This window comes from Streptomyces sp. NPDC055955 (assembly GCF_042270245.1).
Classification (GTDB): domain Bacteria; phylum Actinomycetota; class Actinomycetes; order Streptomycetales; family Streptomycetaceae; genus Streptomyces.
The window spans coordinates 135,224-159,732 of record NZ_JBHJYS010000024.1; the positions used below are offsets into that span (position 1 = coordinate 135,224).

At 71.0% G+C, this 24,509-nt stretch carries 18 protein-coding genes and 1 pseudogene; 12 read left to right on the forward strand and 7 right to left on the reverse strand.

Annotation, left to right across the window (positions count from 1 at the left end; genetic code table 11):
* The first annotated feature begins 17 nt into the window (after positions 1-17).
* The 4 genes from ACFC96_RS36620 (at position 18) to ACFC96_RS36635 (ending at position 4,980) form a co-directional block, all read left to right on the forward strand.
* The gene (locus ACFC96_RS36620) at positions 18-734 is read left to right on the forward strand and encodes an SDR family NAD(P)-dependent oxidoreductase (RefSeq protein WP_376616426.1); all 717 of its coding nucleotides are present in this window, start codon (positions 18-20) and stop codon (positions 732-734) included.
* A 73-nt stretch (positions 735-807) separates the two neighbouring features.
* Complete coding sequence (locus tag ACFC96_RS36625) at positions 808-1,896, forward strand: zinc-binding dehydrogenase (protein ID WP_376616428.1); 1,089 nt, start codon at positions 808-810, stop codon at positions 1,894-1,896.
* A gap of 62 nt (positions 1,897-1,958) precedes the next feature.
* Entirely contained in the window at positions 1,959-2,501 is a 543-nt protein-coding gene (locus ACFC96_RS36630) for a 2,4'-dihydroxyacetophenone dioxygenase family protein (protein WP_376616430.1), read from the forward strand.
* 136 nt (positions 2,502-2,637) lie between these two features.
* Positions 2,638-4,980 (forward strand): arylsulfatase, encoded by a 2,343-nt coding sequence (locus tag ACFC96_RS36635; protein WP_376616432.1) that lies wholly within the window; start codon positions 2,638-2,640, stop codon positions 4,978-4,980.
* A gap of 75 nt (positions 4,981-5,055) precedes the next feature.
* On the opposite strand, the gene ACFC96_RS36640 is transcribed toward ACFC96_RS36635, so the two are convergent.
* From ACFC96_RS36640 to ACFC96_RS36650, 3 genes are all read right to left on the reverse strand, one after another.
* Complete coding sequence (locus ACFC96_RS36640; protein ID WP_376616434.1) at positions 5,056-7,389, reverse strand: arylsulfatase; 2,334 nt, start codon at positions 7,387-7,389, stop codon at positions 5,056-5,058.
* Positions 7,390-7,461: 72 nt separating this feature from the next.
* A complete protein-coding gene (locus tag ACFC96_RS36645; RefSeq protein WP_376616436.1) occupies positions 7,462-8,841 on the reverse strand; it encodes an MFS transporter in 1,380 nt (459 codons plus the stop codon).
* 143 nt (positions 8,842-8,984) lie between these two features.
* Entirely contained in the window at positions 8,985-9,977 is a 993-nt protein-coding gene (locus ACFC96_RS36650; RefSeq protein WP_376616438.1) for a formylglycine-generating enzyme family protein, read from the reverse strand.
* Positions 9,978-10,187: 210 nt separating this feature from the next.
* Between ACFC96_RS36650 and ACFC96_RS36655 the strand changes: the two genes are divergently transcribed.
* The 4 genes from ACFC96_RS36655 to ACFC96_RS36670 all read left to right on the forward strand — a co-directional run bounded on the left by ACFC96_RS36655 (position 10,188) and on the right by ACFC96_RS36670 (position 15,684).
* Positions 10,188-11,678, forward strand: a complete 1,491-nt coding sequence (locus ACFC96_RS36655; RefSeq protein ID WP_376616440.1) for a long-chain fatty acid--CoA ligase — start codon at positions 10,188-10,190, stop codon at positions 11,676-11,678.
* 244 nt (positions 11,679-11,922) lie between these two features.
* On the forward strand, positions 11,923-13,716 hold the full coding sequence (locus ACFC96_RS36660; protein ID WP_376227373.1) for an FAD-dependent oxidoreductase: 1,794 nt from the start codon (positions 11,923-11,925) through the stop codon (positions 13,714-13,716).
* 4 nt (positions 13,717-13,720) lie between these two features.
* A complete protein-coding gene (locus ACFC96_RS36665; RefSeq protein ID WP_376616442.1) occupies positions 13,721-14,782 on the forward strand; it encodes a maleylacetate reductase in 1,062 nt (353 codons plus the stop codon).
* A complete protein-coding gene (locus ACFC96_RS36670; RefSeq protein WP_376225839.1) occupies positions 14,779-15,684 on the forward strand; it encodes a dioxygenase in 906 nt (301 codons plus the stop codon). Before ACFC96_RS36665 ends, ACFC96_RS36670 begins: the two co-directional genes overlap by 4 nt.
* Positions 15,685-15,707: 23 nt before the next feature.
* Here the strand turns inward: ACFC96_RS36670 and ACFC96_RS36675 are convergent, their stop codons facing one another.
* From ACFC96_RS36675 to ACFC96_RS36690, 4 genes are all read right to left on the reverse strand, one after another.
* Positions 15,708-16,658 carry an AraC family transcriptional regulator gene (locus ACFC96_RS36675; protein WP_376225837.1) on the reverse strand — a complete coding sequence of 317 codons (951 nt, stop codon included), beginning with the start codon at positions 16,656-16,658 and terminating at the stop codon, positions 15,708-15,710.
* A 304-nt stretch (positions 16,659-16,962) separates the two neighbouring features.
* Positions 16,963-19,233: a protein translocase subunit SecD gene (gene secD, locus ACFC96_RS36680; protein WP_376616444.1), complete on the reverse strand. Its 2,271-nt coding sequence runs from the start codon at positions 19,231-19,233 to the stop codon at positions 16,963-16,965.
* Positions 19,234-19,817: 584 nt separating this feature from the next.
* Entirely contained in the window at positions 19,818-20,477 is a 660-nt protein-coding gene (locus ACFC96_RS36685; RefSeq protein WP_340458272.1) for a response regulator transcription factor, read from the reverse strand.
* Complete coding sequence (locus ACFC96_RS36690; protein ID WP_376268395.1) at positions 20,474-21,430, reverse strand: HAMP domain-containing sensor histidine kinase; 957 nt, start codon at positions 21,428-21,430, stop codon at positions 20,474-20,476. The genes ACFC96_RS36685 and ACFC96_RS36690 overlap by 4 nt, the downstream gene beginning before the upstream one ends.
* Positions 21,431-21,948: 518 nt before the next feature.
* Here ACFC96_RS36690 and ACFC96_RS36695 point away from each other — a divergent pair.
* The 4 genes and pseudogenes from ACFC96_RS36695 to ACFC96_RS36710 form a co-directional block, all read left to right on the forward strand.
* Positions 21,949-22,272, forward strand: a complete 324-nt coding sequence (locus ACFC96_RS36695) for a TraR/DksA C4-type zinc finger protein (RefSeq protein WP_340458979.1) — start codon at positions 21,949-21,951, stop codon at positions 22,270-22,272.
* A gap of 49 nt (positions 22,273-22,321) precedes the next feature.
* Positions 22,322-22,693, forward strand: a complete 372-nt coding sequence (locus tag ACFC96_RS36700) for a TraR/DksA family transcriptional regulator (RefSeq protein ID WP_376226815.1) — start codon at positions 22,322-22,324, stop codon at positions 22,691-22,693.
* Positions 22,690-23,511: a rod shape-determining protein gene (locus tag ACFC96_RS36705; protein WP_376226818.1), complete on the forward strand. Its 822-nt coding sequence runs from the start codon at positions 22,690-22,692 to the stop codon at positions 23,509-23,511. Before ACFC96_RS36700 ends, ACFC96_RS36705 begins: the two co-directional genes overlap by 4 nt.
* 246 nt (positions 23,512-23,757) lie before the next feature.
* Positions 23,758-23,971 (forward strand): annotated as a pseudogene (locus ACFC96_RS36710) (GntR family transcriptional regulator); the annotation flags it as partial.
* Positions 23,972-24,509 lie beyond the last annotated feature (538 nt).

Here is a 24,509-nt window from a genome sequence, read left to right on the forward strand (position 1 = left end):
AGCAAGGGAGCCCTCGGATGCCTGTCGACTTCGACGTATCAGGCAAGCACGTACTCGTCACCGGTGGCCGCGGCGGGATCGGCGGCGCGATCGCCGCGGCCTTCGTCGACGCCGGCGCGCACGTGATCGCCACCGACCTCTCGCCGGTTCCGGCCGAGCCCCGCAAGGGCATCGACGACCGCGTGCTCGACGTGCGGGACGCCGACGCCGTACGCGCACTCGCCGAGGACCTGGACCGCCTCGACGTGCTGGTGCAGTGCGCGGGCCGCGCCGCGCCCATGGAGGAGTACGAGCTCGCCACGTTCGAGGAGATCGTCGGTATCCACCTCACCGGCTCGTTCTCGATGGCGACCGCGCTGCGCCCGCTGCTCGCGGCATCCGGCGGCAGCGTCCTCAACGTCGGCTCGATGTACAGCTACTTCGGCTCCCCGCTCGTGCCCGCCTACGGCGCCGCGAAGGCGGGCATCGTCCAGCTCACCAAGACCCTCGCCCTCGCGTGGGCGGCCGAGGGCATCCGTGTCAACGGCATCGCGCCGGGCTGGATCCGCACCGCTCTGACCGCGCCGCTCGCCGACGTTCCCGGGGCGGAGCAGGCGATCACCAGCCGCATCCCCGGCGGGGAGCTCAGCGAGCCGGAGGAGCTGGCCGGAACAGCCCTGTTCCTGGCCTCCCCGGCCGCCCGCCTGATCACCGGCGTGACCATCCCCGTGGACGGCGGGTACAGCGCCGGCTGAGCGCCGCCCCCATATGTCCGCCTGTAGTCCCGTCCGTCCTGTCCCGCCCCACCCCGTCCCGTGAGGAACCCCTATGACGATGCAAGCGGTGGTCCTGCACAACGGATCACTTGAGCTCACCGACGTGCCGCTCCCCGAGCCCGGCCCCGGCGAGGTCCTGGTCAAGACCCTGGCCAACGGCATCTGCGGCTCGGACCTGCACTGCGTGACGCACAGCCACGCGCTCGCCGCCGGTGTGAAGGCGGTGACCGGAGCCGACATGTTCGACCCGGACCGGCCGGTCGTGCTCGGCCACGAGTACTGCGCCGAGGTCGTCCGCAACGGCCCCGACACGCACGGCACGTTCGCCCCCGGCACGCGCGTCGTGTCACCGCCCATGCTCGCCCGGCCGGTGCCGGTGAACCTGGGCTTCGGCGGTGTGGACGCGCCGGGCGGCTTCGCCGAGTACATGGTGCTGTCCGAGGTGCTGCTGATGCCGGTGCCCGATCACCTGTCGAGCGAAGTCGCCTCGCTGACCGAGCCGTTGGCGGTGGCGCTGCACGCCGTCAACCGCGGCGCGCTCGGCTCCGACGACGTGCCGATCGTGATCGGCTGCGGCCCCATCGGCCTCGCCGTGATCGCCGTCCTGAAGATGCGGGGCGTCGGCCCGATCATCGCCGCCGACTTCTCGCCCGCCCGGCGTGCCCTGGCCGCCGAGATGGGCGCCGACATCGTGGTCGACCCGCGCGAGGCGTCCCCGTACGACTCCTGGCACGAGGTCGCGGCCGTCGACGACCCGGCCCGCTACGGACGCCAGACCGCGCTCTTCCCCGAGCTGCCCTACCGCCCGTCGGTGGTCTTCGAGTGCGTCGGCGTGCCCGGCGTCATCCAGCAGGTCCTGGCCGGCGCTCCGGCCTGCTCGCGGGTGGTCGTCGCCGGTCTGTGCATGGCCGAGGACACGTTCCTGCCCACCTTCGGCGTGCTCAAGGAGATCGACCTGGTCTTCTCCCTCTACTACACCGTCGAGGAGTTCGCCCAGACCCTCGCGCACCTCGCGGCGGGCGAGCTTCACGTGGAGCCGCTGATCACCAGCCGGGTCGGCCTCGACGGGGTCGCGGACGCCTGCCGGGGTCTCGCCGACCCCGAGAAGGACGCCAAGATCCTTATCGTTCCCGGACTCTGACATTTCGTCACATCCGTAATCCCCTCTTCACCTCTCTCTACTGATCAACAAGGAGACAGCAGATGGCCGACCAGCCCTCCGCCGCCAAGCTTCCCGTGATGTCGCTCCCGCAGGGTGAGCTGCTGACGCTGAACGTCAAGGACATCCCGGTCATCAAGGACTCGCTCGGACCGGGCATCCACTACCAGCCCCTCTTCCTCGACCCCGAGGTCGGCGTCTGGGTGGTGCTCGCCCACTTCGCCCCGGGCGCCGAGCTCCCGGTCCACCTGCACACGGGTGCCGTGCACGCGTACACGCTGAAGGGCTCGTGGGCGTACCGCGAGTACCCGGACCAGCCGCAGACCGAGGGCTCGTACCTGTACGAGCCCGGCGCCTCGGTCCACAAGCTGTTCGTGCCGGAGACCAACACCGAAGACACCGTCGTCCTGTACGTCGTCTACGGCGCGAACATCAACTTCACCGACGAGGGCGAGTTCCACTCGGTGCTCGACGCGGTCACCATCCAGGGCCTGACCCAGCAGCTGGCCGCCGCCCAGGGCCTGGACGTCAACTACCTGACGGGCGGCGCCGCCCGCTACGCCGCCCAGGCCTCCAAGGAGGCGTGAGCCGCCGGGCCCCGAGTCCGAACGGAACACGCGCGAGGGCCCCGGGTGCGAAAGGCGCACCCGGGGCCCTCGCCCGTTCCCGGCGCGGCAGGCGCCACGACATCGTCCAGTCACACAACAGCCGAGGAAAGCAACCATGGTCGAACCCGTCCACCGCGCCACCCTCCCCATCAACGAGCCCCGTCGGCCCGCGGCCACGCCGCTGGACGTGCGCGACGCCCGACAGCCCGCCCCCATCCAGCCGTTGCGCCCGCCGGCACAGGCGCCGAACGTGCTGGTGATTCTTCTCGACGACATGGGATTCGGCGCTTCGACACCGTTCGGCGGCCCCTGCCGCATGCCGGTCGCCGACCGGCTCGCCGAGAACGGCCTGCGATTCAGCCGCTTCCACACCACCGCGATCTGCTCGCCCACCCGCGCCTCGCTCCTGACGGGCCGCAACCACCACACGGTCGGCATGGGCGGCATCACCGAGATAGCCACCGCGTTCCCCGGCTACAACTCCCTGCGCCCCGACAGCTGCGCGACCCTGCCGGAGATCCTGCGGCAGAACGGCTACAGCACCGCGGCCTTCGGCAAGTGGCACCAGACCCCGCAGTGGGAGACGAGCCGCTCCGGCCCCTTCGACCGCTGGCCGACGGGCGAGGGATTCGAGCGCTTCTACGGGTTCATGGGCGCCGAGACCGACCACTGGAGCCCCTCCCTGCACGAGGGCACCACCCCGATCGACACCCCGGACAAACCCGGCTACCACCTGAGCGAGGACCTCGCCGACCGCTGCATCGCCGACATCCGCGAGCAGCAGACGATCACCCCGGACAAGCCGTTCTTCGCCTACCTTTCGTTCGGCGCCCTGCACACCCCGCACCATGTGCCACGTTCCTACATCGACGCCTGCCGTGGGCAGTTCGACCACGGCTGGGACGAGCAGCGGACACGAACCTTCGCCCGCCAGAAGGAGCTCGGCATCGTCCCGCCGGACGCCGAACTCACGCCGCGGCCGGACGCCATGCCCGCCTGGGCGGACAAGTCCGAGGACGAACGGCGGCTGTACGCACGGCTCATGGAGGCGTACGCGGCGATGGCGACGCACACCGACGAACAGGTCGGCCGGGTCGTCGACGCGCTGGAGAACCTGGAGATCCTCGACAACACCGTCGTGCTCTACATCCTCGGCGACAACGGCGCGGCGGCCGAGGCGGGCCTCGACGGTTGCGTCAACCACCGTACCGCGCTCAACCAGGCGTCCGAGACGGTCGCCGAGATGCTGGAGCGCATCGAGGACATCGGCGGCCCCGACTCGTTCAACAGCTACCCGGTGCCCTGGGCGCACGCCATGAACACCCCGTTCCAGTGGACCAAGCAGATCGCCTCGCACTGGGGCGGCACCCGCAACGGAATGATCGTGCACTGGCCGGCCGGTATCGAGTCCGCGTCCCGCGGCGGAATCCGCGAGCAGTTCACGCACGTCAACGACATCGCGCCCACCCTCCTCGAACTCTCCGACATCCCCGAGCCGTCGATGGTGAACGGCATCTCGCAAAGGCCCATGGAGGGCGAGTCGTTCGCGTACACCCTGAACGACGCCGACGCGCCGGAACGGCACACCACCCAGTACTTCGAGGTCTTCGGCAACCGCGGCATCTACCACGACGGCTGGTCAGCCTGCACCAAGCACGGCCTGCCCTGGATGCTCCTCGGCGAGACCCCGCGCTTCACTGACGACGTGTGGGAGCTGTACGCGCCCGGCGACTACGCCCAGGCCCACGACCTGGCAGCCCAATGCCCGGACAAACTCCGGGAGTTGCAGGACCTCTTCCTGATCGAGGGCGCCAAGTACCACGTCTTCCCGCTCGACGACCGCAAGGCGGCCCGTACGAACGCCGCCGCCTCCGGCCGTCCCCACCTGGCGGCGGGCCGCGACCGTGTGACGCTCTACCCCGGCATGCGCCACCTGGGCGAGGGCGTCGTCCCGGACACCAAGAACCGCTCCTGGAGCGCGACCGCCCGCATCGTCGTCGGCGCGGAGTCGGCGCGGGGCGCGATCATCGCCCAGGGCGGCAAGTTCGGTGGCTGGTCGCTGTACCTGCACGAGGGCCGTCCCGCGTTCACATACAACTTCCTGGCCCGCGCGTCGTACGCCATCGAGAGCCAGGACGTGCTCGCGCCCGGCGAGCACGAGCTGCGCTACGAGTTCGACTACGAGGGCGGCGGCGTCGGACGCGGGGGCACGGGGCGCCTCCTGGTCGACGGCAAGGAAGTGGGACAGACCCGGATCGAGCGCACCATCCCGTTCCTGTACGGCTACACCTCATGGATGGACATCGGTCGCGACGAGGGCGCGCCGGTGACCGACCGCTACGGCACCGACCGGGGCGTCTTCACCGGAGGAACCATCGACCACGTGGTTCTGGCCACCGGGGACGACGCGATCACCGATCCCAGGGGTGAGGTGGAGGCGACGCTGTCCGTGCAGTGACGCACTGAGAAGTGGCGAAGGCCCCCGGGTGCGCAACCCGGGGGCCTTCGCCATGTCTTGCCTCGTCTCAGAAGATCACTGCAGGGACGCCTTCGCCTTCGCCTCGCCCATCAGATCCGCGTGCGCGTCGTCGCCGGACGCCAGGACGACCTTGTGGATCCGGCCGCCGGTGAAGACGCCCCGCACGGTCCCGTAGTCGTCGGTGACCGGGTTGCCGTTGTCCTCGCCGACGTCCAGGCCGTCCGTCATGTGGTAGATGAACGGCACCGTGTGCGCGATCCGCGTGGACCCGGCCGGCTTGCCGTCGACGAACAGCTCACCGAGGCCGCCCTTGCCCACGCCCCCGCCGTCGTACGTGAAGCGGTACGTCAACTGGTGCTTTCCGGAAGTGAGTTGGTCGGAAGCCGCGATCTCGTAACGCTCGACGTCGACCCAGTTGTAGTGGAAGACCGGGACGCCGTCGCGCAGGTACAGCGCCCAGCCGGCGAAACGGCTGCCCTGAGCGACGACGACGCCGCGAGCAGGTGCGTCGGTGACTTCGACGTCCGCGGTAAGTGACCAGGATCGGTTACGGGTCGAGGGCAGGACCGACTCGTGCAGGGCCCGCATGCCCGGGTAGAGGCTGACCGAGTCCGGGTTGCCGATCGTCGGGCGTCCCACCGCCTCGCTGTCCGCCCGCACCGCCTTGCGGTCGTCGAGCGGGAAGACGTGGTACTTGGCGCCCTCGATCAGGAACAGCTCCTTGAGCCGATCCAGCTTGTCCGGCATCGCCGCAGCCAGGTCGTTCGCCTGGCTGTGGTCCTCGGGCGCGTACAGCTCCCACGTGTCCTCGGAGAACGGCAGCTGCTCGCCGTTGAGTTCCCACGGCACCGCGTGCTTGGTGCACGCGGACCAGCCCTCGTGGTAGATCCCGCGGTTGCCGAAGATCTCGAAGTACTGAGTGGTGTGCCGCTCGGCGGCGTCGGCGTCGTTCAGCGCGTAGGCGAACGAGACCCCCTCCAGAGGCTTTTGGGCCACACCGTTGACCGACGTCGGCTCGGGGATGCCCGCCAGGTCGAGGAGGGTCGGCGCCACGTCGTTGACGTGCGTGAACTGGTCACGGATGCCGCCGGGGGATGCGATGCCGGCCGGCCAGTGCACGATCGTGCCGACCCGGGTTCCGCCCCAGTGCGAGGCCATCTGCTTGGTCCACTGGAACGGGGTGTTCATCGCGTGCGCCCAGCCCACCGGGTAGTGGTTGTAGAGGGTGGGCCCGCCGAGTTCGTCGACGCGCTCCAGCATCGACTCCACGGTGGCGGGGACGATGTTGTACGTCGCGTACTCGTTGACGCAACCGTCAGGACCGGCCTCGGCGCTCGCGCCGTTGTCGCCCATGATGTACAGGATCAGCGTGTCGTCGAGCAGGCCCATCTCCTCCAGGGCGTCGACGACCCGGCCGACCTGCGCGTCGGTGTGCGTCGCCATTCCGGCGTACGCCTCCATCATCCGCGCGTAGAGGTGGCGGGCATCCTCGGACTGGTCGGCCCAGGCGCCTATCTCGTCCGGACGGGCGCTCAGTTCGGCGTCCTCGGGCGCGAGGCCGAGCTCCTTCTGCCTGGCCAGGGTCCGCTCGCGCTGCTCGTCCCAGCCGTGGTCGAACTGCCCGCGGTACGCGTCCACGTACTCCTTGGGCGCCTGGAACGGGGAGTGGCAGGCGCCGAAGGCGAGATAGCCGAAGAACGGCTGGTCAGGGGTGATCGCCTGCTGCTCGCGAATGTCGGCGATGACCCGGTCGGCGAGGTCCTCGCTGAGGTGGTAACCGGGCTCGGTCGGCGTCGGGATCGGGGTGGTGCCCTCGTAGAGGTTCGGGTACCACTGGTCGGTCTCGGCGCCCATGAACCCGTAGAACCGCTCGAATCCCTCACCGGTCGGCCACCGGTCGTACGGGCCGGAGCGCGAGGTCTCCCAGGTGGGCGTCTGGTGCCACTTGCCGAAGGCGAAGGTGTTGTAGCCGTTGCGGCGCAGGATCTCCGGGATCGGGGCGCACGAGTCGGGCCGCGACGAGGTGTATCCGTCGTGGCTCGTGGCCAGTTCGGTGATGCCGGCCGCGCCGACGGTGTGGTGGTTGCGGCCCGTCAGGAGCGAGGCGCGGGTGGGCGAGCAGATCGCCGTGGTGTGGAAGCGGCTCAGGCGCAGGCCGCCCTCCGCGAGCCGCTCCGCCGTCGGCATGGAGCACGGGCCGCCGTACGAGGACGAGGCGCCGAACCCCATGTCGTCGACGAGGATCATGAGCACGTTGGGGGCACCCTTGGGCGGGCGGATGCGCTCGATCGGCTCGGGCTGCTCGGCGTCCCTCACGTCCATCGGCGTCGCCTTCAGCCGCTTCGGCTGCTGGATGGGGAGGGTGGCACGGTAGGCCGGATTCACCACGGGGGTGGTCCTTTCGGGATGGTGCGGATGTGCGGATGGTGCGGGGTTGGTCTCTTTGTTGAGGGGAGGGGCTCAGGCGTCGGCGGGGCACAAGGCTGTGCCGCCCGCCGTGTTCGTGACGGCGCGGCGGTAGCGCAGCACCAGGGGGATCAGGGTCAGCATCAGCAGGCCGGGCAGGGCCGAGAAGCCCAGCCGGAGGCCTTCGAGCGCGGTCGAGGACTGGGTGACGGGGTGGTCAAGGGTCGAGGACGCGTAGCCGGTGAGCGACAGGACGACGGTGTAGGCGACCGGCCCGAGCGCGTGCCCGGCCGTGTCGACCGCCGTCCACACCCCGGACAGCACGCCCGCGCTGTCGTGACCGGTGCGTTCGGCCTGGATGCGGATGCAGTCGGTCAACAGCGCGTACAGGGCGACCAGGCTCGACGCCTGCCCCAGCGACACCAGGACGCCGGCAGCGGCCGTGGCCCCGACGCCGCCGTCCACGGCGAAGTACAGAGCGACGCCGCCGACCGCCCACAGCGTCACACCGGTCAGCAGCACGGGGATGTTGCCGTACCTGCGGGCGAGTGCACCGACACCGGGCACGGCGAGGGTGGAGCCGAGGGCGAACACCAGGAAGACCGTGGCCTGTTCCTTTTTCCCGCCGAGGAAGTACGTGGCCACGTAGGGCAGGCCCGTCAGGATCATCACCGTGAAGATGAAGTAGAGGAACAACAGCGCCGACAGCAGCACGAACGGCCGGTTGGCGCGGGCGGTGCGGACCGCCTCCCGCAGTGACGGCGTCCGGGCCGGGGGACGCGAGCGCACGGTCCGGGTGGTCAGGACCGGGATGAGAAGGACCACGAGCAGCACCGCGCCGACGATCACGGCCATGGTGCGGTACGCCGCCGGGGTGCCCTTCTGCGTCAGCAGCGGGCCCGCCACCCCGCCGACCAGCATGCCGAGAGTGAAGAAGAACGTCCGATAGGTCATCAGCCGGGTCCGCTGCTCCGGCGACCCGGTCATCTCGGCCGGCAGGGCGATGAACGGCACCTGGAAGCAGAGGTAGGCGGCCGACGCGACGAGGAACGTCGCGAACACCCACAGGGCGGCGGCGTCCCCACGTACCGGCGAACTGAAGGTGGCGACGAAAGCGAAGGGCATCACCACCGCGCCGGCGCGCATCAGCCGTGCCCGCCGCCCGGTGCGCGCCGCCTCCCGGTCGCTGACCGCGCCGAACCAGGCGCTGGCCACGAGGTCGAACAGCTTCGGCAGGGCCACGACGACACCGGCGAGCGCGGCCGGGACTCCCAGCGCGTCCGTCATGTAGATGAGCAGCAGCAGACCGGGCAGCGTGTTGAAGGCGTTCGACGCGAAAGCGCCGACGCCCCAGCCGGCCATCCGGCCTGCGGTCAGCGGCCGTGGCTGCGTGCCGGCGTCCTCGACCCCGGGGGAATCAACTGATCGGTTCATGTCGTGGACCGTTCTTCGGTGGGGGCCTCCTGGGCCCTGGGCGTGTGGCTGAGCCACACCATCGCCGCCGTCCCGCCCGGATGCCTTGTCAGATGACGTCGAGATCGTGTCGCTGTATGACAAGAGCCGAGGCTCATGGGTGCCTATGCGTCTGCGTCGAAGACGCAGCGGAAGCCCATGTGCCCCGTGGTGCTGTCGGGGGTGTTGGAGGTGCGGGCGGCGACCCGGTAGCGGTTACAGTACGAGTCGTGGCACAGGTACGAGCCGCCCCGGATGACCTTCGCGGTACCCTCCGCCGGGCCGGTCGGGTCGTTCGCCGGGGTGTCCTGACGGTTGTGGTCGGTGGTCCACCAGTCGGCGCACCACTCCCACACGTTCCCGGCGGTGTTGTACAGGCCGAAGCCGTTCGGCGCGTACGTGTCCACCGGCGCGGCTCCCCGGTGACCGTCGTCCAGGGTGTTCTTCGTGGGGAAGTGGCCCTGCCAGATGTTGCAACGGTGCTCCCCGCCGGGGGTCAGCTCATCGCCCCAGGGGTAGCGGCGCTGTTCCAGGCCGCCGCGCGCGGCGTACTCCCACTCGGCCTCGGTCGGCAGCCGCCCGCCCGCCCACGCGCAGTACGCCTGCGCGTCCCGCCACGACACATGGACCACGGGGTGCCGCCCCCGCCCGTCGGCATCGCTGCCGGGACCCTCGGGCGCCCGCCAGCTCGCACCCCGCACGCCGCACCACCATGGGGTGCCCGGCACGCGGTCGGAGATCCGGCGCAGCGCGGCCGGCAGGAACGAGGCGAAGACGTACGACCATCCGAACCGCTCGGCGTCGGTGACGTGCCCGGTCGCCTCGACGAACGCGCCGAACTGGGCGTTGGTGACGGCGTACGGCGCAATCCGGAACGGGCTCAGGCGCACCGCGCGCACCGGCCCTTCCCCGTCCGCAGCGAACCCCTCCGCGCTGTCGGTGCCCATCAAGAACTCCCCGCCCGGCAGCGGGACGGGCTCGCGGATCCCGTCCCCCGTTGCGGGTACGCGCGACACCGCGACCGACAACAGGCTGGTCTCTACGCCCAGTTGAGAGGAGGGCTGTCGGGACGGCGTGCAGCAACTGTGCGACGCAGAGGCGTCTTCCGTGTGGTTCATTCGTGTCCTCGGTGGCGAGCGCACCGCGTCATCCGCGCGCGGCACCGCCGCCAGCCTGCCGCCGCGCGCACCGCCAGGTCTTGCCCCCACAGGACAGACCGGTGACGCGTCATGCCAAGAATTTGTCGCCCACGGACAAGACTCGGCACGTTGCGGCCCGGCAACGTACGCCCTGCCCTCCCGGAACATCCCGCAGGAAAGAGACCGACGGTGACCAATCTCGCCCTCAATCTGGTAGACACCGCCGAAGCGCACCCGGGCCGTCCGACGCTACGCCTCGACGACCAGGTCGTCGACTACGGCACGTTGGACGAGCGGAGCGCCCGGGTGGCCGCGTGGCTCACCGCCGAGGGCGTCACGCCGGGCGACCGTGTCGCGATCATGCTGCCCAACATCCCGCAGTTCGCGATGGTCTACTACGGGGCGCTGCGCGCGGGCGCCGTCGTCGTGCCGATGAACCCTCTGCTGAAGGCGGGCGAGATCGCCTACAGTGCCGGCGACTGTGGAGCGCGCACCGTGCTCACCAGCGCAATGTCGCTGCCCGAGGCGTCGGCCGCCGCGACGGAACTGGGCATCACCTGCACCGACGTCACCGGCGAGGACTTCGCCGCCACGCTCGCCTCCACGGAACCGTCCTCCGCGTTCGCCGAACGGGCGGACGACGACCCGGCCGTGATCCTCTACACCTCCGGCACCACAGGCCGCCCCAAGGGAGCCGTCCTCACCCACGGCAACCTGCGCAGCAACACCGAGACCGTCGTCCGGCTGCTCGGCATCACCGGCGACGACACCGTCTTCGGCGGTCTTCCGTTCTTCCACGTGTTCGGCCAGACCTGCGGCCTGAACGCCGCCGTGCTGACCGGTGCCTGCGTGACGCTGCTGCCGCGCTTCGACGCCGCGAAGGCGCTGCGCATCCTGACCCGAGACCGGGTCACGGTCATGGAGGGCGTGCCCACCATGTTCGTGGCGCTGCTCGCGGCGGCGGAAGCAGCGGGCGGGGCGGACCTCGACACCGTACGGCTCGCGGCGAGCGGCGGTTCGGCGATGCCGGTCGACGTGCTGCACCGCTTCGAGGCCGCGTTCGGCTGCCCGGTCGTCGAGGGGTACGGCCTGTCCGAGACGGCACCGGTGGTCACGCTCGGCGCACTCGACGGCGTCCGCAAGCCCGGCTCGATCGGCACCCCCGTCGACGGCGTCGAGGTCCGCCTGATCGACGACGAGGGCAAGGACGCCGCCGAGGACGAGGTCGGTGAGATCGCCGTACGCGGCCCCAACGTCATGCGTGGCTACTGGAACCGCCCCGAGGCCGACGCCGCCGCCTTCACCGACGGCTGGTTCCGCACCGGTGACCTCGCCCGCCGCGACGAGGACGGCCACTACTTCATCGTCGACCGCAAAAAGGACCTGATCATCCGCGGCGGCTACAACGTCTACCCGCGCGAGATCGAAGAGGTCCTCTACACGCACCCGGCCGTCGCCGAGGCCGCCGTCATCGGCGTCCCGCACGACCTGCACGGAGAAGAGGTCTGCGCGGTCCTCGCCCTCAAGCCCGGATCGACGGCCACGCCCGAGGAGCTCCACGACTACGTTAAGGCCCGGGTCGCTCCGTACAAGTACCCCCGCACGGTCCGCCTCGTGGAGACCCTCCCCAAGGGCCCCACCGGCAAGATCCTCAAGCGGGAGCTGCCCGCGGCGTCGTAACGGGCCCCCACGAGCTCACTACCCCTGGGCCTCGCCCAGGGGGTCCTCGGCCTGCTCGGCGGCACCGCCACCATCGTCAGAAGGGGCAAGCAGACGTGACAGCCCCGGCGATCGCGGGTTTCCCGGATCCGCCATCTCCCGCGGTTTCCGCCAAGAAACGCGGCCCACTGCTGTCACGAGCCGTCGGCGGCGGCACAGTGGCGCCAGCGGCGACGACGCCGGGACGGATGAAGGGTGCCCAGACATGCCGGAATTCAACGACGGGACAGCCGAGACCGAGCCGCCCCCGGGCCCGGTCGTGACCACGGACGTCGTGGTCGTGGGCTCCGGCCCGGCCGGTGCCTCGGCGGCCCTGCTGCTCGCCACCCTCGGCGTGGACACCATCATGATCACCAAGTACCGCTGGACGGCGAACACCCCGCGCGCCCACATCACGAACCAGCGCGCGATGGAGGTCTTCCGCGACGTCGGCATCGAGGACCAGGTGCTCGCCGACGCCACCGAGCACTCCCTCGTCGGCGACACCGTCTTCTGCACCAGCATCGCCGGGGAGGAGATAGGCCGGATCCACACCTGGGGCACCCGCCCGGACCGCGAGGCGGACTACCGGCTCGCCTCGCCCTGCCTCACCGTCGACATTCCGCAGACCTACCTGGAACCGATCCTGGTCAAGAACGCCGCGCAGCGCGGCGCCCAGACGCGGTTCTCCACCGAGTACCTCTCCCACACCCAGGACGCCGAAGGCGTCACCGTCGACGTCCTCGACCGGCTGACGGGCAGGGCGTACACGATCCGCGCCAAGTATCTGATCGGCGCCGACGGTGCCCGCTCCACGGTGGCCGCCGACACCGGGCTTCCCTTCGAGGGCGCGATGGACATCGCCGGCTCGATGAACATCACGTTCAAGGCCGACATCGGCCGGTACGTCGCCCATCGGCCCTCGGTCCTGTACTGGGTCGTCCAGCCCGGCTCGAACGTCGGGGGGATCGGGGCCGGACTGGTCCGGATGGTCCGTCCCTGGAACGAGTGGCTGATCGTGTGGGGCTACGACATCGACGAGGAGCCCCCGCAGATCGACGACGCGACGGCGGTCCAGATCGTCCGCAACCTCCTCGGGATGCCGGATCTCGACGTCGAGATCACCGGCACCAGCCTGTGGGGCAACAACGAGATGTACGCCACCCGCCTGCACAGCGGCCGGGTGTTCTGCGCCGGGGACGCCGTCCACCGGCACCCGCCGAGCAACGGGCTCGGCTCCAACACCTCGGTCCAGGACGCCTACAACCTCGTATGGAAGCTGGCCGCCGTCCTCAAGGGCCAGGCGGGTCCCGCGCTGCTCGACACCTACTCCAGCGAGCGGGCGCCGGTGGCCGAGCGCATCGTCCAGCGGGCCAACAGGTCGAGCCGGGAGTTCGTGGACATCTTCAAGGCCCTCGGGGTCCTCGACGCCACGACGGACGCCGAGATGACGGCGGCGATCGAGGAGCGCAAGGCCAACACCCCCGAGGGCGCCGCCAAGCGGGCCGCGCTGGTGAGGGCGATGGACCTCAAGAACTACGAGTTCAACGCGCACGGCGTCGAACTGGGCCAGTTCTACACCTCGTCGGCGATCCTCTCCGACGGCGGCACCCGGCCCGTCCCGGCGCGCGACCCCGACCTCTACTACGAGATGTCCACCGTCCCGGGCTCGCATCTGCCGCACGCCTGGGTCGGGGACAGCAGGAACAAGAAGGCGCTGATGGATCTGGCGCCGTACGACCGCTGGACGCTCATCACCGGCATCGCCGGCGAGGCGTGGGAGCGCGTGGCCGAGAAGGTCGGCCAGGAACTCGGCGTTCCGCTGGCCACGGTCGTCATCGGCCCGGGCCGCGAGGTCACCGACCTCTACTACGACTGGGCCAAGCTGCGCGAGGTCGAGGAGAGCGGGGTGCTGCTCGTCCGCCCCGACAAGCACATCGCCTGGCGCGCGTCGGTCTTGCCCGACGACCCGGAGAGCCGACTGCGCGAGGTGCTGACCGCCGTACTGGGAAGGGTCTGAGCCGGTGCGCTTCGATCACGAGACGCTGCCCCAGCGCATACGGTTCGCGTCCGGTGCGGCGGCCGCCCACCTGGCCGCCGAGGTGGAGGCCCTCGGCGGCCGCAGGGTGATGGTGACCGCCGGCCCGGCCGCGCGGTCGGCCGCCCGCGAGATCACGGACGGGCTGCCCGTCGTGCACCGGCACGACCGGGACGGCGACGTCGTGCGGCACGTACCCCGAGCGGTGGCGGAACGCGCCCGCGCCGCGGCTGCGGAGCACGACGCCGATGTCGTGGTCGCCGTCGGCGGCGGCTCGACGACCGGGCTCGCCAAGGCGGTCGCCCTGGCCTCCGGGATCCCGGTGGTCGCGGTGCCGACCACCTACGCGGGCTCCGAGGCCACCGCGGTGTGGGGGATGACCGAGGACGGCCGCAAGACCACCGGCACCGATCCGCGGGTACTTCCCCGAGCCGTCGTCTACGACGCGACGCTGACCCTGTCCATGCCCGTCGGCCTGAGCGTGGCCTCGGGCCTCAACGCCCTCGCGCACTGCGTCGACTCCCTCTGGGCTCCCCGGACCGACCCGATCAGCCAGGCCCTCGCGGTCGAGGGCGTCCGCGCCCTGGGCGCCGGGCTGCCGCTTGTCGTCAGGGAGCCCGAAGGGCTGGGCGGCCGGGAGCGCGCGCTGTGCGGTGCCTACCTCTCCGCGTCCGCCTTCGCGTCCGCCGGTTCGGGACTCCACCACAAGACCTGCCATGTCCTCGGTGGCATGTTCGACCTGCCGCACGCTCAGACCCATGCCGTCGTCCTCCCTCATGTCCTCGCCTTCAACGCACCGCACGCGCCCGAGGCCGAGCGAGCCCTCGCGGCGGCCTTCGACGCACCGACGGCAACGGCCGGACTGGCCCTGCTGTACGACGAGTTGGACGCGCCGCGTACCCTTCGCGAACTCGGCATGCCCGAGGACGGCATCGCCGCGGCGGCGGAGGCGATCGTCGCCGCCGCCCCGCCCGACAACCCACGAGCCGTCACACTCCAGGCCATCACCGGGCTCCTGCGCGCCGCCTGGGAAGGAGCACAGCCATGACCGTCGACCACGAGGCCGCCGCTGTCCCCGCCGAACAGCAGGCGCGGGAGGCCGAGATCACCCGGGAGGTGCTGGACTCGTTCCGTGACTGCGCTGATCCACGGCTCCGGCAGGTCATGCGATCCCTGGTGCACCACCTGCACGCGTTCATCAGGGACGTACGGCTGACGGAGGACGAGTGGAGCAAGGGGATCGAGTTCCTCACCCGGACCGGGCACATCACAGACGGCCGGCGCCAGGAGTTCATCCTCCTCTCCGACGTGCTCGGCGCCTCCATGCAGACCGTCGCCGTCAACAACCAGGCGTACGGTGATGCCACCGAGGCCACGGTCTTCGGGCCTTTCTTCGTGGAGCACAGTCCGGAGATCGCGGCGGGCGAGGACATCGCGTTCGGCGCCGCCGGCGAGCCGTGCTGGGTGGAAGGCACCGTCACCGACAGCACCGGCAAGCCGGTCCCCGCCGCGCGCGTCGAGGTGTGGCAGGCCGACGGGGACGGCTTCTACGACATGCAGTACGGTGACGACCGCACGGCGGCACGCGCGCACCTGTTCACCGGCGCCGACGGCGGCTACCGCTTCTGGGGCCTGGCCCCGACCCCCTATCCCATTCCGCACGACGGACCGGTGGGCAACCTCCTCGAGGCGAGCGGGCGTTCACCGCTGCGAGCCTCGCATCTGCATTTCATGGTCAGCGCGCCCGGACTGCGCACCCTGGTCACCCACATCTTCGTGAGCGGCGACGAACTCCTCGTCCGGGACGCGGTGTTCGGTGTGAAGAAGTCCCTGATCAAGGAGTTCCAGCGGCAGCCGGAGGGCACGCCGACACCCGACGGACGGGACCTCGACGGGCGGGTCTGGTCCCAGGTCCGGTTCGACATCGTGCTCGCGCCGGACGGCGCCTGAACTGCCCGGGCGGGCAGCGGAGTTCAGCTGCCCGCCCGGGCCTCGTGCAGGACGTCGGTGGGCCGCAGGCCGTACCGTTCCTTGAAGCGGTGCGCGAAGTGGGCGGCCGAGCCGAAGCCGCATCGCGCGGCCGCTTCGGCGACGGTCATGTTCCCGCCGCCCCCGGACAGCAGGGCCCGCGCGCTCTCCAGCCGACGTGCCAGCAGATACTGGGGAACCGTCGTGCCGCCCGACGCGAACACCCGCGACAGATGCCGCTCGCTGATCCCTGTACCTCTGGCCATCCGGGCGGCGGTGAGCCCGCTGTCCGCGAGATGGTCCTCGGCGTAGGCCTTGGCCATCGCCAGATGGACGGCGGAGAGCGCGGCGGCCCGACCGGTCACCAGGCTGCCGAGCAGATCGAGGAGCGTCTCCTCGTCGACCGGCCGGGACGCCCCGGGACGTACCGCGCCACCGGTCAGTCGCGCCAGCGTCCTGGCCCGCAGGTCGCCGCCGGCGAAGTCGAACACCCGGGGCCGGGCCAACGGCTCGGTACCGACCGTCTCCCACCACACCTGACGCGGAACCTTGACGGCCAGCTCCTCCAGGCCCTGGGAGAAGCCGCGCATGAAGGGGCGGTCCGCGTCGCACACGATCAACTGCCCTGGCCGCACCGCCTGTACGCCGTCGTCGTGGTAGAAGAACGCCTCGCCCTCCAGCGTCAGATAGCAGGCGATGGCTTCCGACGGCGTGCGCCGGACGACGGCTCTGGTGCGTTCGACGACATGGGGGTTCCCCGTCACCCGTGCCACGTGCAGCCTGGGGAGCTGCAAATTGATCTCCGTCGCCTCAAGGGCGGCCTCGTCGTCGAGTGACCGGCAGCGCAGGCCGATCAGCGCCGTAGCGTTGTGGTCCTCCCACAGCGCGACCCGCTGGGCCTCGGGCAGACCGATCGTGCTGAAGCGCACGGGTTCTGACGGCGTGCCGGTCCTCATTTCCCCAGAGTAGTCCCGGCCGCCGTGGTCCAGGCACCGGGCCTGCGACGAGACTTCCGCTTCCTCTCCTGTACCGGTTTCCGCATGTCGGCGAAGTGGTCGGCGTCGAGGGCGCGGACGATGCTCCCCCATGCCCCGCTAGAACAACGCGCGTACGGCGATGAGTTCGGACAGGACACAGAAGTCGTCGTCGGCACTGAGCAGACCACGGAACGTGAGGTCTGCGACCGGCGCGGACAGGCTCGGCCGGACGCCGCCACGCTCACGCCGGCAGGTGGCGGCTGCTGCGAGCGACCGTCCTGTGTCACGTTCCGCCGGTTGAGCAGGCGGCGGGACGAGGCACATGCGTGCGGTGGTGGATCTCGATGGCGAGGGGCGTGGCGGTGAACATGGAGGAGTAGGTCCCGACCGCGAGGCCGATGAGGAGGGCGAGGGCGAAGTCGGTGAGGGTGTCGCCGCCGAAGACGGCCAGCGCGGTGAGGATGAAGGCTGCTCCCATCCCGGTGTTGACGGTGCGGGGCAGGGTCTGCAGGAGTGCCTCGTTGCTGATGCGTGAGAGGGGCGCCTTGCGGTCGCGCCGGCTCAGTTCTCTGATGCGGTCGAAGACGACGACGGAGTCGTTGACGGAGTAGCCGATGACGGTCAGGAGGGCGGCGAGGAACACTCCGTCGACGGGCTTGCCGAGCCAGGCGAAGATGCCGGTGAGGATCACTACGTCGTGGGCGAGGGCGGCGACCGCCGCGGTTCCGAACAGCCAGCGGAAACGCGTCGCGAGGTAGATCAGCTGAGCTCCGAGGGCGACGGTGAGGGCGATGAGGGCGCCGCGGCGCAGTTCGTCGCCGAGGCTGGGGCCGATGCTCTCGTCGCGGAGCTTGTCGGCGTGCTCGGTCAGATCGCGGACGGCTTCGGTGACCTCGGCCGTCTGCGCGTCGGTGAGCCGGCTGGTCCGTACGGTGAGCTGGTTGTCGCCGGAGGTCTGGACGACGGCACGCGGGAATCCGGCGTCGGCGAGTGCGGCGCGGGCCTGGTCGGGGTCGACGGGGGTGGCGGTGGCGTACTCGATGACACGTCCGCCGGTGAATTCGATGCCGAGGTCGAGGCCGCGCAGCGCGATGCCGGAGCCGGCCAGGACGAGCGCGGCAAGGGAGACGGCGAGCCAACGGCGAGGGTGGCGCATCAGGTGAGGGCTGCTGCGGCTGAGGCGGTCGCGGACGCCACCGGTGTGGGCGATGCCCGTGATGCGGGGCCGCCGACGCACGCAGGGGCGGGCGACGGCGTATTCGGCGAGGACGCGGGTGATGACCAGTGCGCTGAGCATGGAGGCGAGGACGCCGATGCCCAGGGTGACGCCGAAGCCCCGGACGGGTCCGGAGGCGAGGAAGAACAGCAGGCCGGCGGCGATGAGAGTGGTGATGTTGGAGTCGGCGATCGCACTGAAGGCGCGGCGGAATCCGGCGGCCAGGGACGAGCGTGCGGTGGGGCGGTGGCGCACCGCGTACTCTTCGCGGGCTCGTTCGAAGACGAGTACGTTCGCGTCGACGGCCATGCCGATGGCCAGGACGAATCCGGCGAGTCCGGGCAGGGTGAGGGTGGCGCCGAGGGCGGCCAGGGCGGCGTAGGAGATGAGCCCGTAGCAGGCCAGGGCCACGGTGGCCAGCGCGCCCATGAGCCGGTAGACGACGGTGATGAACACGGCGGTCAGCGCGGTGCCGATGACGGCGGCCCAGAGGCTGGCCGTGATGGCTTGGGCGCCCAGGCTGGGGCCGACGGTGCGCTGTTCGACGGTCTCGACCGGCACGGGCAGGGCGCCGCCGTTGATCAGCAGGGCCAGTTCCCGTGCTTCGCCGGGGCTGAAGGACCCGGTGATCTGCGTGGAGCCGCCGCTGATGCCGGAGCCGCAGCGGACCGACGGGTCGACCTGCGGCGAGGAGATGATCTTGTTGTCGAGGACGATGGCGACCCGGCGTGCCGGGTCACCCGCCGGGTGGCAGGCGGCTTGGCCGGTCAGGCGGGCCCATCCGTTGTCACGGCCGCCGTCCTCGAAGTCGACGGTGACGTGCCAACCGGCGCCGCCCTGCTGGTCGAAGCCTGGGGCGGCCTCTTTGACGTCGTTGCCGGTGAGTAGGGCTTGCTGCAGGCGCAGGCGCCGGCCGGACTCGTCGGCCAGGACGTGCCGGCGGGGCCGTTCGGGCAGTGGTTCGCGAGAGTCGTCGGCGCCGTCGGCTGTGCCGAGCACCTGGTGGAAGGTGAGCTGGGCGGTGCGGCCGAGGACGTCGGCCGCCTTCCTCGGGTCCTGGACGCCGGGCAGTTCGACGACGATCCGGTTGTCGCCGGAGCGGACGATGGTGGGTTCGGCGACGCCGAGCGCGTCGATACGGCCGCGCAGCACTTCCACGGTGCGGTCGGTGGCCTCGTCGTCGGTGACAGTGGTGTCGGCGGGTCGCGTCTCCAGCACGATCTGCGTGCCGCCGCGCAGGTCGAGCCCGAGGCGGACCGGCACGGTGAGCGCGATGTACAGGGACAGGGCGACGGCAGTGAGGGCGAGCAGCCCTCGGATGCGCGGGTTTCGGTTCACAGCGGGCCTCCGGCAGGCACACCGCGGCCAGGGCGATGGCAGCGGTCAGCGAAACAAAGGGGAAGGTGTCTCAGATGCCTGGAGGTGGAGGTGGTGCCCGCGTCGGGTGACGGTCCGCCGTCTGTGCGGGGGCGGGCGGGCTCTGCGCCGGAAGCGGCGTGGAGGTGGACCGGGGCGGGCCGTCGGCCGTGCAGCGCCGGGTGAGGGTGGCGGGGGCGGGCGGTGAAGGACGCTCGCCGGTGGTGTCGCGGTGGCAACGGGCCGTGGCTGGCCGTCCGTCGTCCGTGTGAGGTCCGCTGTCGGCCCGCATCGCGACGGACGTGCGTGCCGCGTCGTCCGGCAGCACGTGAGGGCGTGTGCCGGCGGTCGCCGGTGGGCTGAGTAGGGCGGCAAGGAGGGCGAGAAGGGCGGCGATCAGCGCTGCCGGGCCGAGGCCACCGGCACGCGGGACGGTGTGCGTGGAGCGTGCCATGCCCCGTTCCCCCTCTTCGGCGCGTGTCGGTGTGGCCGGCTTGCGGCGGGCTGCGGGCCCCAAGGTCCCGGCTGGGGAGTGGCAGCCGGAGCCTTGAGGCGGTCAGGGAGGATCAGGGTTCGATGAGGCCGACCCGGATGGCGTAGCGGGTGAGCTCCAGGCGGTCGCGCAGGCCGAGTTTGTGCAGGAGGTTCGCCCGGTGCCGGTGGACGGTCTTGATGCTGATGAAGAGCATCTCGGCGATCTCCTTGGAGGAGTGGCCTTCGGCCACGAGTTTGAGGACCTCTTCTTCACGGGCGGTCAGCACCTGGTCCGGGGGCTCCTCGCCGTGGCGGACGCGGTCGAGGTAGTTGCGGATGAGGGCGGTGACCGCGCCCGGGTAGAGGAAGGGCTCGTCGCGCATGGCGGCCCGGCAGGCTGCGACCAGGTCGCGGTCGGCCACGGACTTCAGGACGTATCCGCTGGCGCCGGCCTTCAGCGCCTGGAAGAAGTACTGCTCGTTGTCGTGCATCGTCAGCATCAGCACCCGCAGTCCCGGTGTGAGCGCGACGAGCTCCCGTGCGGCCTGCAGGCCGGTCATGCGGGGCATGGCGACATCCAGCACGGCCAGGTCGACATCGTGGGTGCGGGCCATGTCGATGGCCTCCGCGCCGTCCCCGGCCTCGGCGACGACCTCAAGGTCCGGCTCGCGGTCGAGGATGAGCCGCACACCGCGACGTACCAGGGCATGGTCGTCGGCGAGGAGGATGCGGATCGTGGGCGTCTGGGTCATGATCGCGGCTTTCTGGGGATCGGCACGGTCAGCCGGACCTGCGTACCGGCCTTCGGCTGGGAGGTGAGGTCCAGGGTGGCCCCGATGAGCAGGGCCCTCTCGCGCATGCCGCGGATTCCCGCGCCTTCGTGCGGGACACCGGTTCCGCGGCCGTCGTCGGTGACGGCCAGGACCACCGCGGCTTCGGTGTGGTGCAGGCTCACCTCGACGCCGTCCGCTTCGGCGTGCCGGGCCGCATTGGTCAGTGCCTCCTGGGCCACGCGGTACAGCACGAGTTCCGTCTGCTGATCCAGGGCGGGCAGGTCGGGGTCGAAGCTTCGCCGCACGCGCAGTCCGGTGTGGGTGGCGATCTGGCTGGTCAGCGAGGTCAGGGCGCTGATCAGGCCGAGATCGTCCAGCACGCCCGGACGGAGCCGTCGCACCAGGCGGCGCACCTCGTCCAGGCTCCCGCGGGTGATCTCCTGGGCCTGCCGCAGTTCACCGCGCAGGGGCTCGTCCGCCTCGCTCGCCGCCCGCTCCAGAGACAGCAGGATCGCGGTCATGCTCTGGCCGACCTCGTCGTGGAGTTCCTGGGCGATGCGGCGCCGTTCGCCTTCCTGCGCGAGCAGGACGCGGGCGCTGCTGGTGGCCCGTTCGTGCTCCAGCCTCTCCAGCATGGCGTTGAAGGCGCGGATCAGTTCGGCGATCCCGCCGCGGCCGCGCTCCGGCAGCCGCTGGCCGGGGCGCAGCAGGTCGACGGTGGTCATCAGCCTCATGAGCCGGTCCAGTGGAGCCAGCCCGATCCGCAGCAGGGCCGCGTTGGCGACCAGCATGATCACCAGGCCGGTCACGAGAATGACCGCCTCGGTCAGCACGACCGGCACGGAGACGGTCACGGGGGCCCACAGCAGCAGCGCGGTGGCGGTGCTCAGCACCACTGCGTTGAGGGCGAAGATCCGCCAGAACAGAGACACCGGGATGACGCCTTCCTTTCGTGACACGGCTGTGCCTCTACTGTCGGTCACCGCTCACCCCGATCGTGAGCCGCGTCCACTGGTCCTGACCAGCCTGTCCTAGGGCCTGTCGTCAAATTCCCGTCGTCCGCCCGAGGGGCGGGCCCGGCGGCGTCTGGTGCGTGCGATCGCAAGGCGCCGGAGAGCCCTCGTAGCGGAGCTACGAGGGCTCTCCGGCAACGCCGCGAGCGTGCGTGCCAGACGCCGCCGGGCAGACGGGAATTTGACGACAGGTCCTAGGCTGCCCGCCCCCTGCCGTGCCGTCGATGGGTCCTGGACCCCATTTCCGGGGGTGTGCCCTGCCCACGGCCGGATGGGCTCCGGGACCTGCCACAGATGGGTATCGCGCCCGATGGGTTTCCCTCGGCGGATCGGCCACGGTGGGGCCATGGCACACCCGCTGTGATCCCCTGCCGTCGCCGACCCGGCCCTGCCGCACCCCACCTTTCCGTACGTCCCCGTTGAGAGAAGGACGCACCATGTCGCTCGACACGTCCCGGCCCGAAGCCCGCCCCGAGCGCCTGACGGCGCACGAGACCCGCCAGCGCCTCGAGCACGAACGCAACTCCCGGCTGACGCAACTTCGGGCCATCGGCGAGGCAGGACAGGGCACGGAGGAGGTGATGTCGGCGCAGAGAGACACCCTCGAGCGTGTCCTCAAGGAGATCGAGGCCGCGTTCACCCGCGTCGAGGACGGCAGCTACGGCGTCTGCCTGGGCTGCTCCATGACCATCCCGGTCGAGCGCCTGGAGATCCTGCCCCACACGCGGTTCTGCGTCCCCTGCCAGCGCGCCACGGCCTGACTGCCACCTGTCCATTCTCTGTGTCCCGCCCTGTCCGAAGGGTGAAGTGATGAACCATCAGATCGTCGCCGGCCGCCACACGGTCCTTTCGATCGACGACCTCGCCGTACTCCGCGCGAACCTGGAGGAGCAGCGCCTGTTCCGCCAGGAGCAGCTGCAGCAGATCGCAGGCGCGGCCACGGTCCGCACGGTCGCGGCGCCCGAGCGGCAGGCCGCCTCCCAACTCGCGGTCCGCGACAAACTCGCCGCCTCCGCCCTCATGGTCCTCGCCGACGTGGAAGCAGCGCTCACGCGCATGGACCAGGGGCGCTACGGCGCCTGTCACTTGTGCCGCGGGCCCATCGCCCGCGAGCGGTTGATGATCGTGCCGCAAGCCCGCTACTGCGCCCGTTGCCAGCAGGTCAAGGAGGCCGGCCGGTGACCACCCCAGCCCGGCCGCGTGCCGTGAATGCCCCGCCGCGGCCCTGGCCCTGGGACCGCCAGTGGTCCGGTATCGCCCTCGACCTGGGCAGCGCCCGCACCCGGGCCTGGATCTCCGGCCGGCGCAGCATCCTCGACGTGCCCACGGTGACCTTCCCCGGCGACGGCGACATCCACCCCGTCCAACGCGGCACCATCGTCGACACCCCCGGAACCGCCCGGATGCTCGACCGCCTGCTCGGCCACCGCCTGCCCCGCTTCGGCCGCCGCCTGATCGTCGTGACCGTCCCGGCACTCGGAGGAGTCGTCTTCCGGACCGAGGCCCGAACCGCGGTCGGGGTCCTGCGGCCGTACAGCGTGCTGACCATCCCCACCGCGCGGGCCGTGGCCATGACCGCCGGGGCCGACCTGACCCGTCCCCGGCTCGTGGTGGACATCGGCGCCCACCTCACCGAGGTCACCCTCCTCACCGACGGCGCGGTGACCGACGCCCGCCACACCGCGCTGGGCACCAGCGACCTGGACGACCTCACTCCACCGACGCGGATCACCGACGCGATCGTCGCGATGGTGACCGCGATGCTGGAACAGGACTCCACTTCCCAGACGCTCGACGCCTTGCAGGCAGGCGCACTCCTGGCCGGCGGGGGCGCATTGCGCCCCGACCTCATCTACCGCCTCACCCGTCAACTGAACGCCCCTGTCAAGCCCGTGCCCGCCCCCCACACCGCGGCGGTCCGAGGCGCCGCGCAACTCCTCGAGGCCGCGCGCACCCATCCTTCGATCATCGGCAACATCGAAGCCGCCCCGCACCCCTGACAGGGAGAGGTGACAGCGCGGCGGCGCCCCGGCGCATGAGCGCCCAGTAGCGCGAAACACGAGGCCGCACGCGAACTGATCGGCGGCTCGGCGTACTTTCGCTCCTCCCGCAGGCGTACTCCGCTCCTTCCGCACGCGATGTGTGACCTGGGTGGCCGGTCCGCTTGTACCGTCTCGCCCGAGCCAGGGAGTTGCCCAATGTCCGTCGAGTGACGCCCCGTTCGGCGGTCCCGCACGCATGGGCTCGTGTTCGAGGCCGTCGAGGAACGGGTGCTCACCGGAGAGCACAAGGCCGGGGCCGGTTGCCGCCCGAGCGCGAGCCGGCGGTGCCGGTCCTGGGTGCTCGGTCCGCGCTGCGCGAGGCGCCACGGGTGCTGGAGACGATCGGGGGCCTGGTCGCGCAGGCGTGCCGCGGGGCGGACGCCGGGCGCCGAACGCCGGGGCGCGGATTGTGCGGAACGCCTAAGCCCTGCCGTTCGGATGAGGCCGGCCCAGGGAGCGGGCCAGAGCCGGCCAGGTCACGTTGTCGTCACGGTTGAGCCGGACCACCCATCGTTCCCGGGAACCGGTCCGCGCACCCGGAGGCGCCGGCGTCCCGGCCGGGGATCAAGACGGCAGCCGTGGCGAAGGTGCATCGACACCGTGCCTGACCGGTATCCCGGCGACCAGCGAGCACGAGGCCCTGGTGGTGCGTGAACACTCCAACATGGAGGGTCTGTCGGGATTCGGACAGGTAGTCATCGCACGCGATTCGGTAATGGCAGGTCACGCTGCCCTCGCCTTCCCGGCCTTGCCCGGGGTGAAGGAGTTCGCCGCGGCGGTGGCAGCGCACGCGTCAGATGCGGTTGGCGGCAGGGACGGCGCCGGCCCGATGGCATGGACGGGTCGCTCCGCCAAGCGATGGTCGTTCCCCACGGTGACCACTCGGGTCGACTGGCGCAGAGCACACCGCAGTTGCTCCCTTGCTCCAGGAATCTCACGATGTACAGTGCATGGAC

Excerpts from the sequence above, each read along its gene's own strand:
- ACFC96_RS36635 (WP_376616432.1), top strand. The coding sequence starts at position 2,638 with ATGGTCGAACCCGTCCACCGCGCCACCCTCCCCATCAACGAGCCCCGT.
- ACFC96_RS36620 (WP_376616426.1), top strand. The coding sequence starts at position 18 with ATGCCTGTCGACTTCGACGTATCAGGCAAGCACGTACTCGTCACCGGT.
- ACFC96_RS36645 (WP_376616436.1), bottom strand. The coding sequence starts at position 8,841 with ATGAACCGATCAGTTGATTCCCCCGGGGTCGAGGACGCCGGCACGCAG.
- ACFC96_RS36630 (WP_376616430.1), top strand. The coding sequence starts at position 1,959 with ATGGCCGACCAGCCCTCCGCCGCCAAGCTTCCCGTGATGTCGCTCCCG.
- ACFC96_RS36650 (WP_376616438.1), bottom strand. The coding sequence starts at position 9,977 with ATGAACCACACGGAAGACGCCTCTGCGTCGCACAGTTGCTGCACGCCG.
- ACFC96_RS36660 (WP_376227373.1), top strand. The coding sequence starts at position 11,923 with ATGCCGGAATTCAACGACGGGACAGCCGAGACCGAGCCGCCCCCGGGC.
- ACFC96_RS36670 (WP_376225839.1), top strand. The coding sequence starts at position 14,779 with ATGACCGTCGACCACGAGGCCGCCGCTGTCCCCGCCGAACAGCAGGCG.
- ACFC96_RS36695 (WP_340458979.1), top strand. The coding sequence starts at position 21,949 with ATGTCGCTCGACACGTCCCGGCCCGAAGCCCGCCCCGAGCGCCTGACG.
- ACFC96_RS36625 (WP_376616428.1), top strand. The coding sequence starts at position 808 with ATGACGATGCAAGCGGTGGTCCTGCACAACGGATCACTTGAGCTCACC.
- ACFC96_RS36685 (WP_340458272.1), bottom strand. The coding sequence starts at position 20,477 with ATGACCCAGACGCCCACGATCCGCATCCTCCTCGCCGACGACCATGCC.
- ACFC96_RS36700 (WP_376226815.1), top strand. The coding sequence starts at position 22,322 with ATGAACCATCAGATCGTCGCCGGCCGCCACACGGTCCTTTCGATCGAC.
- ACFC96_RS36675 (WP_376225837.1), bottom strand. The coding sequence starts at position 16,658 with ATGAGGACCGGCACGCCGTCAGAACCCGTGCGCTTCAGCACGATCGGT.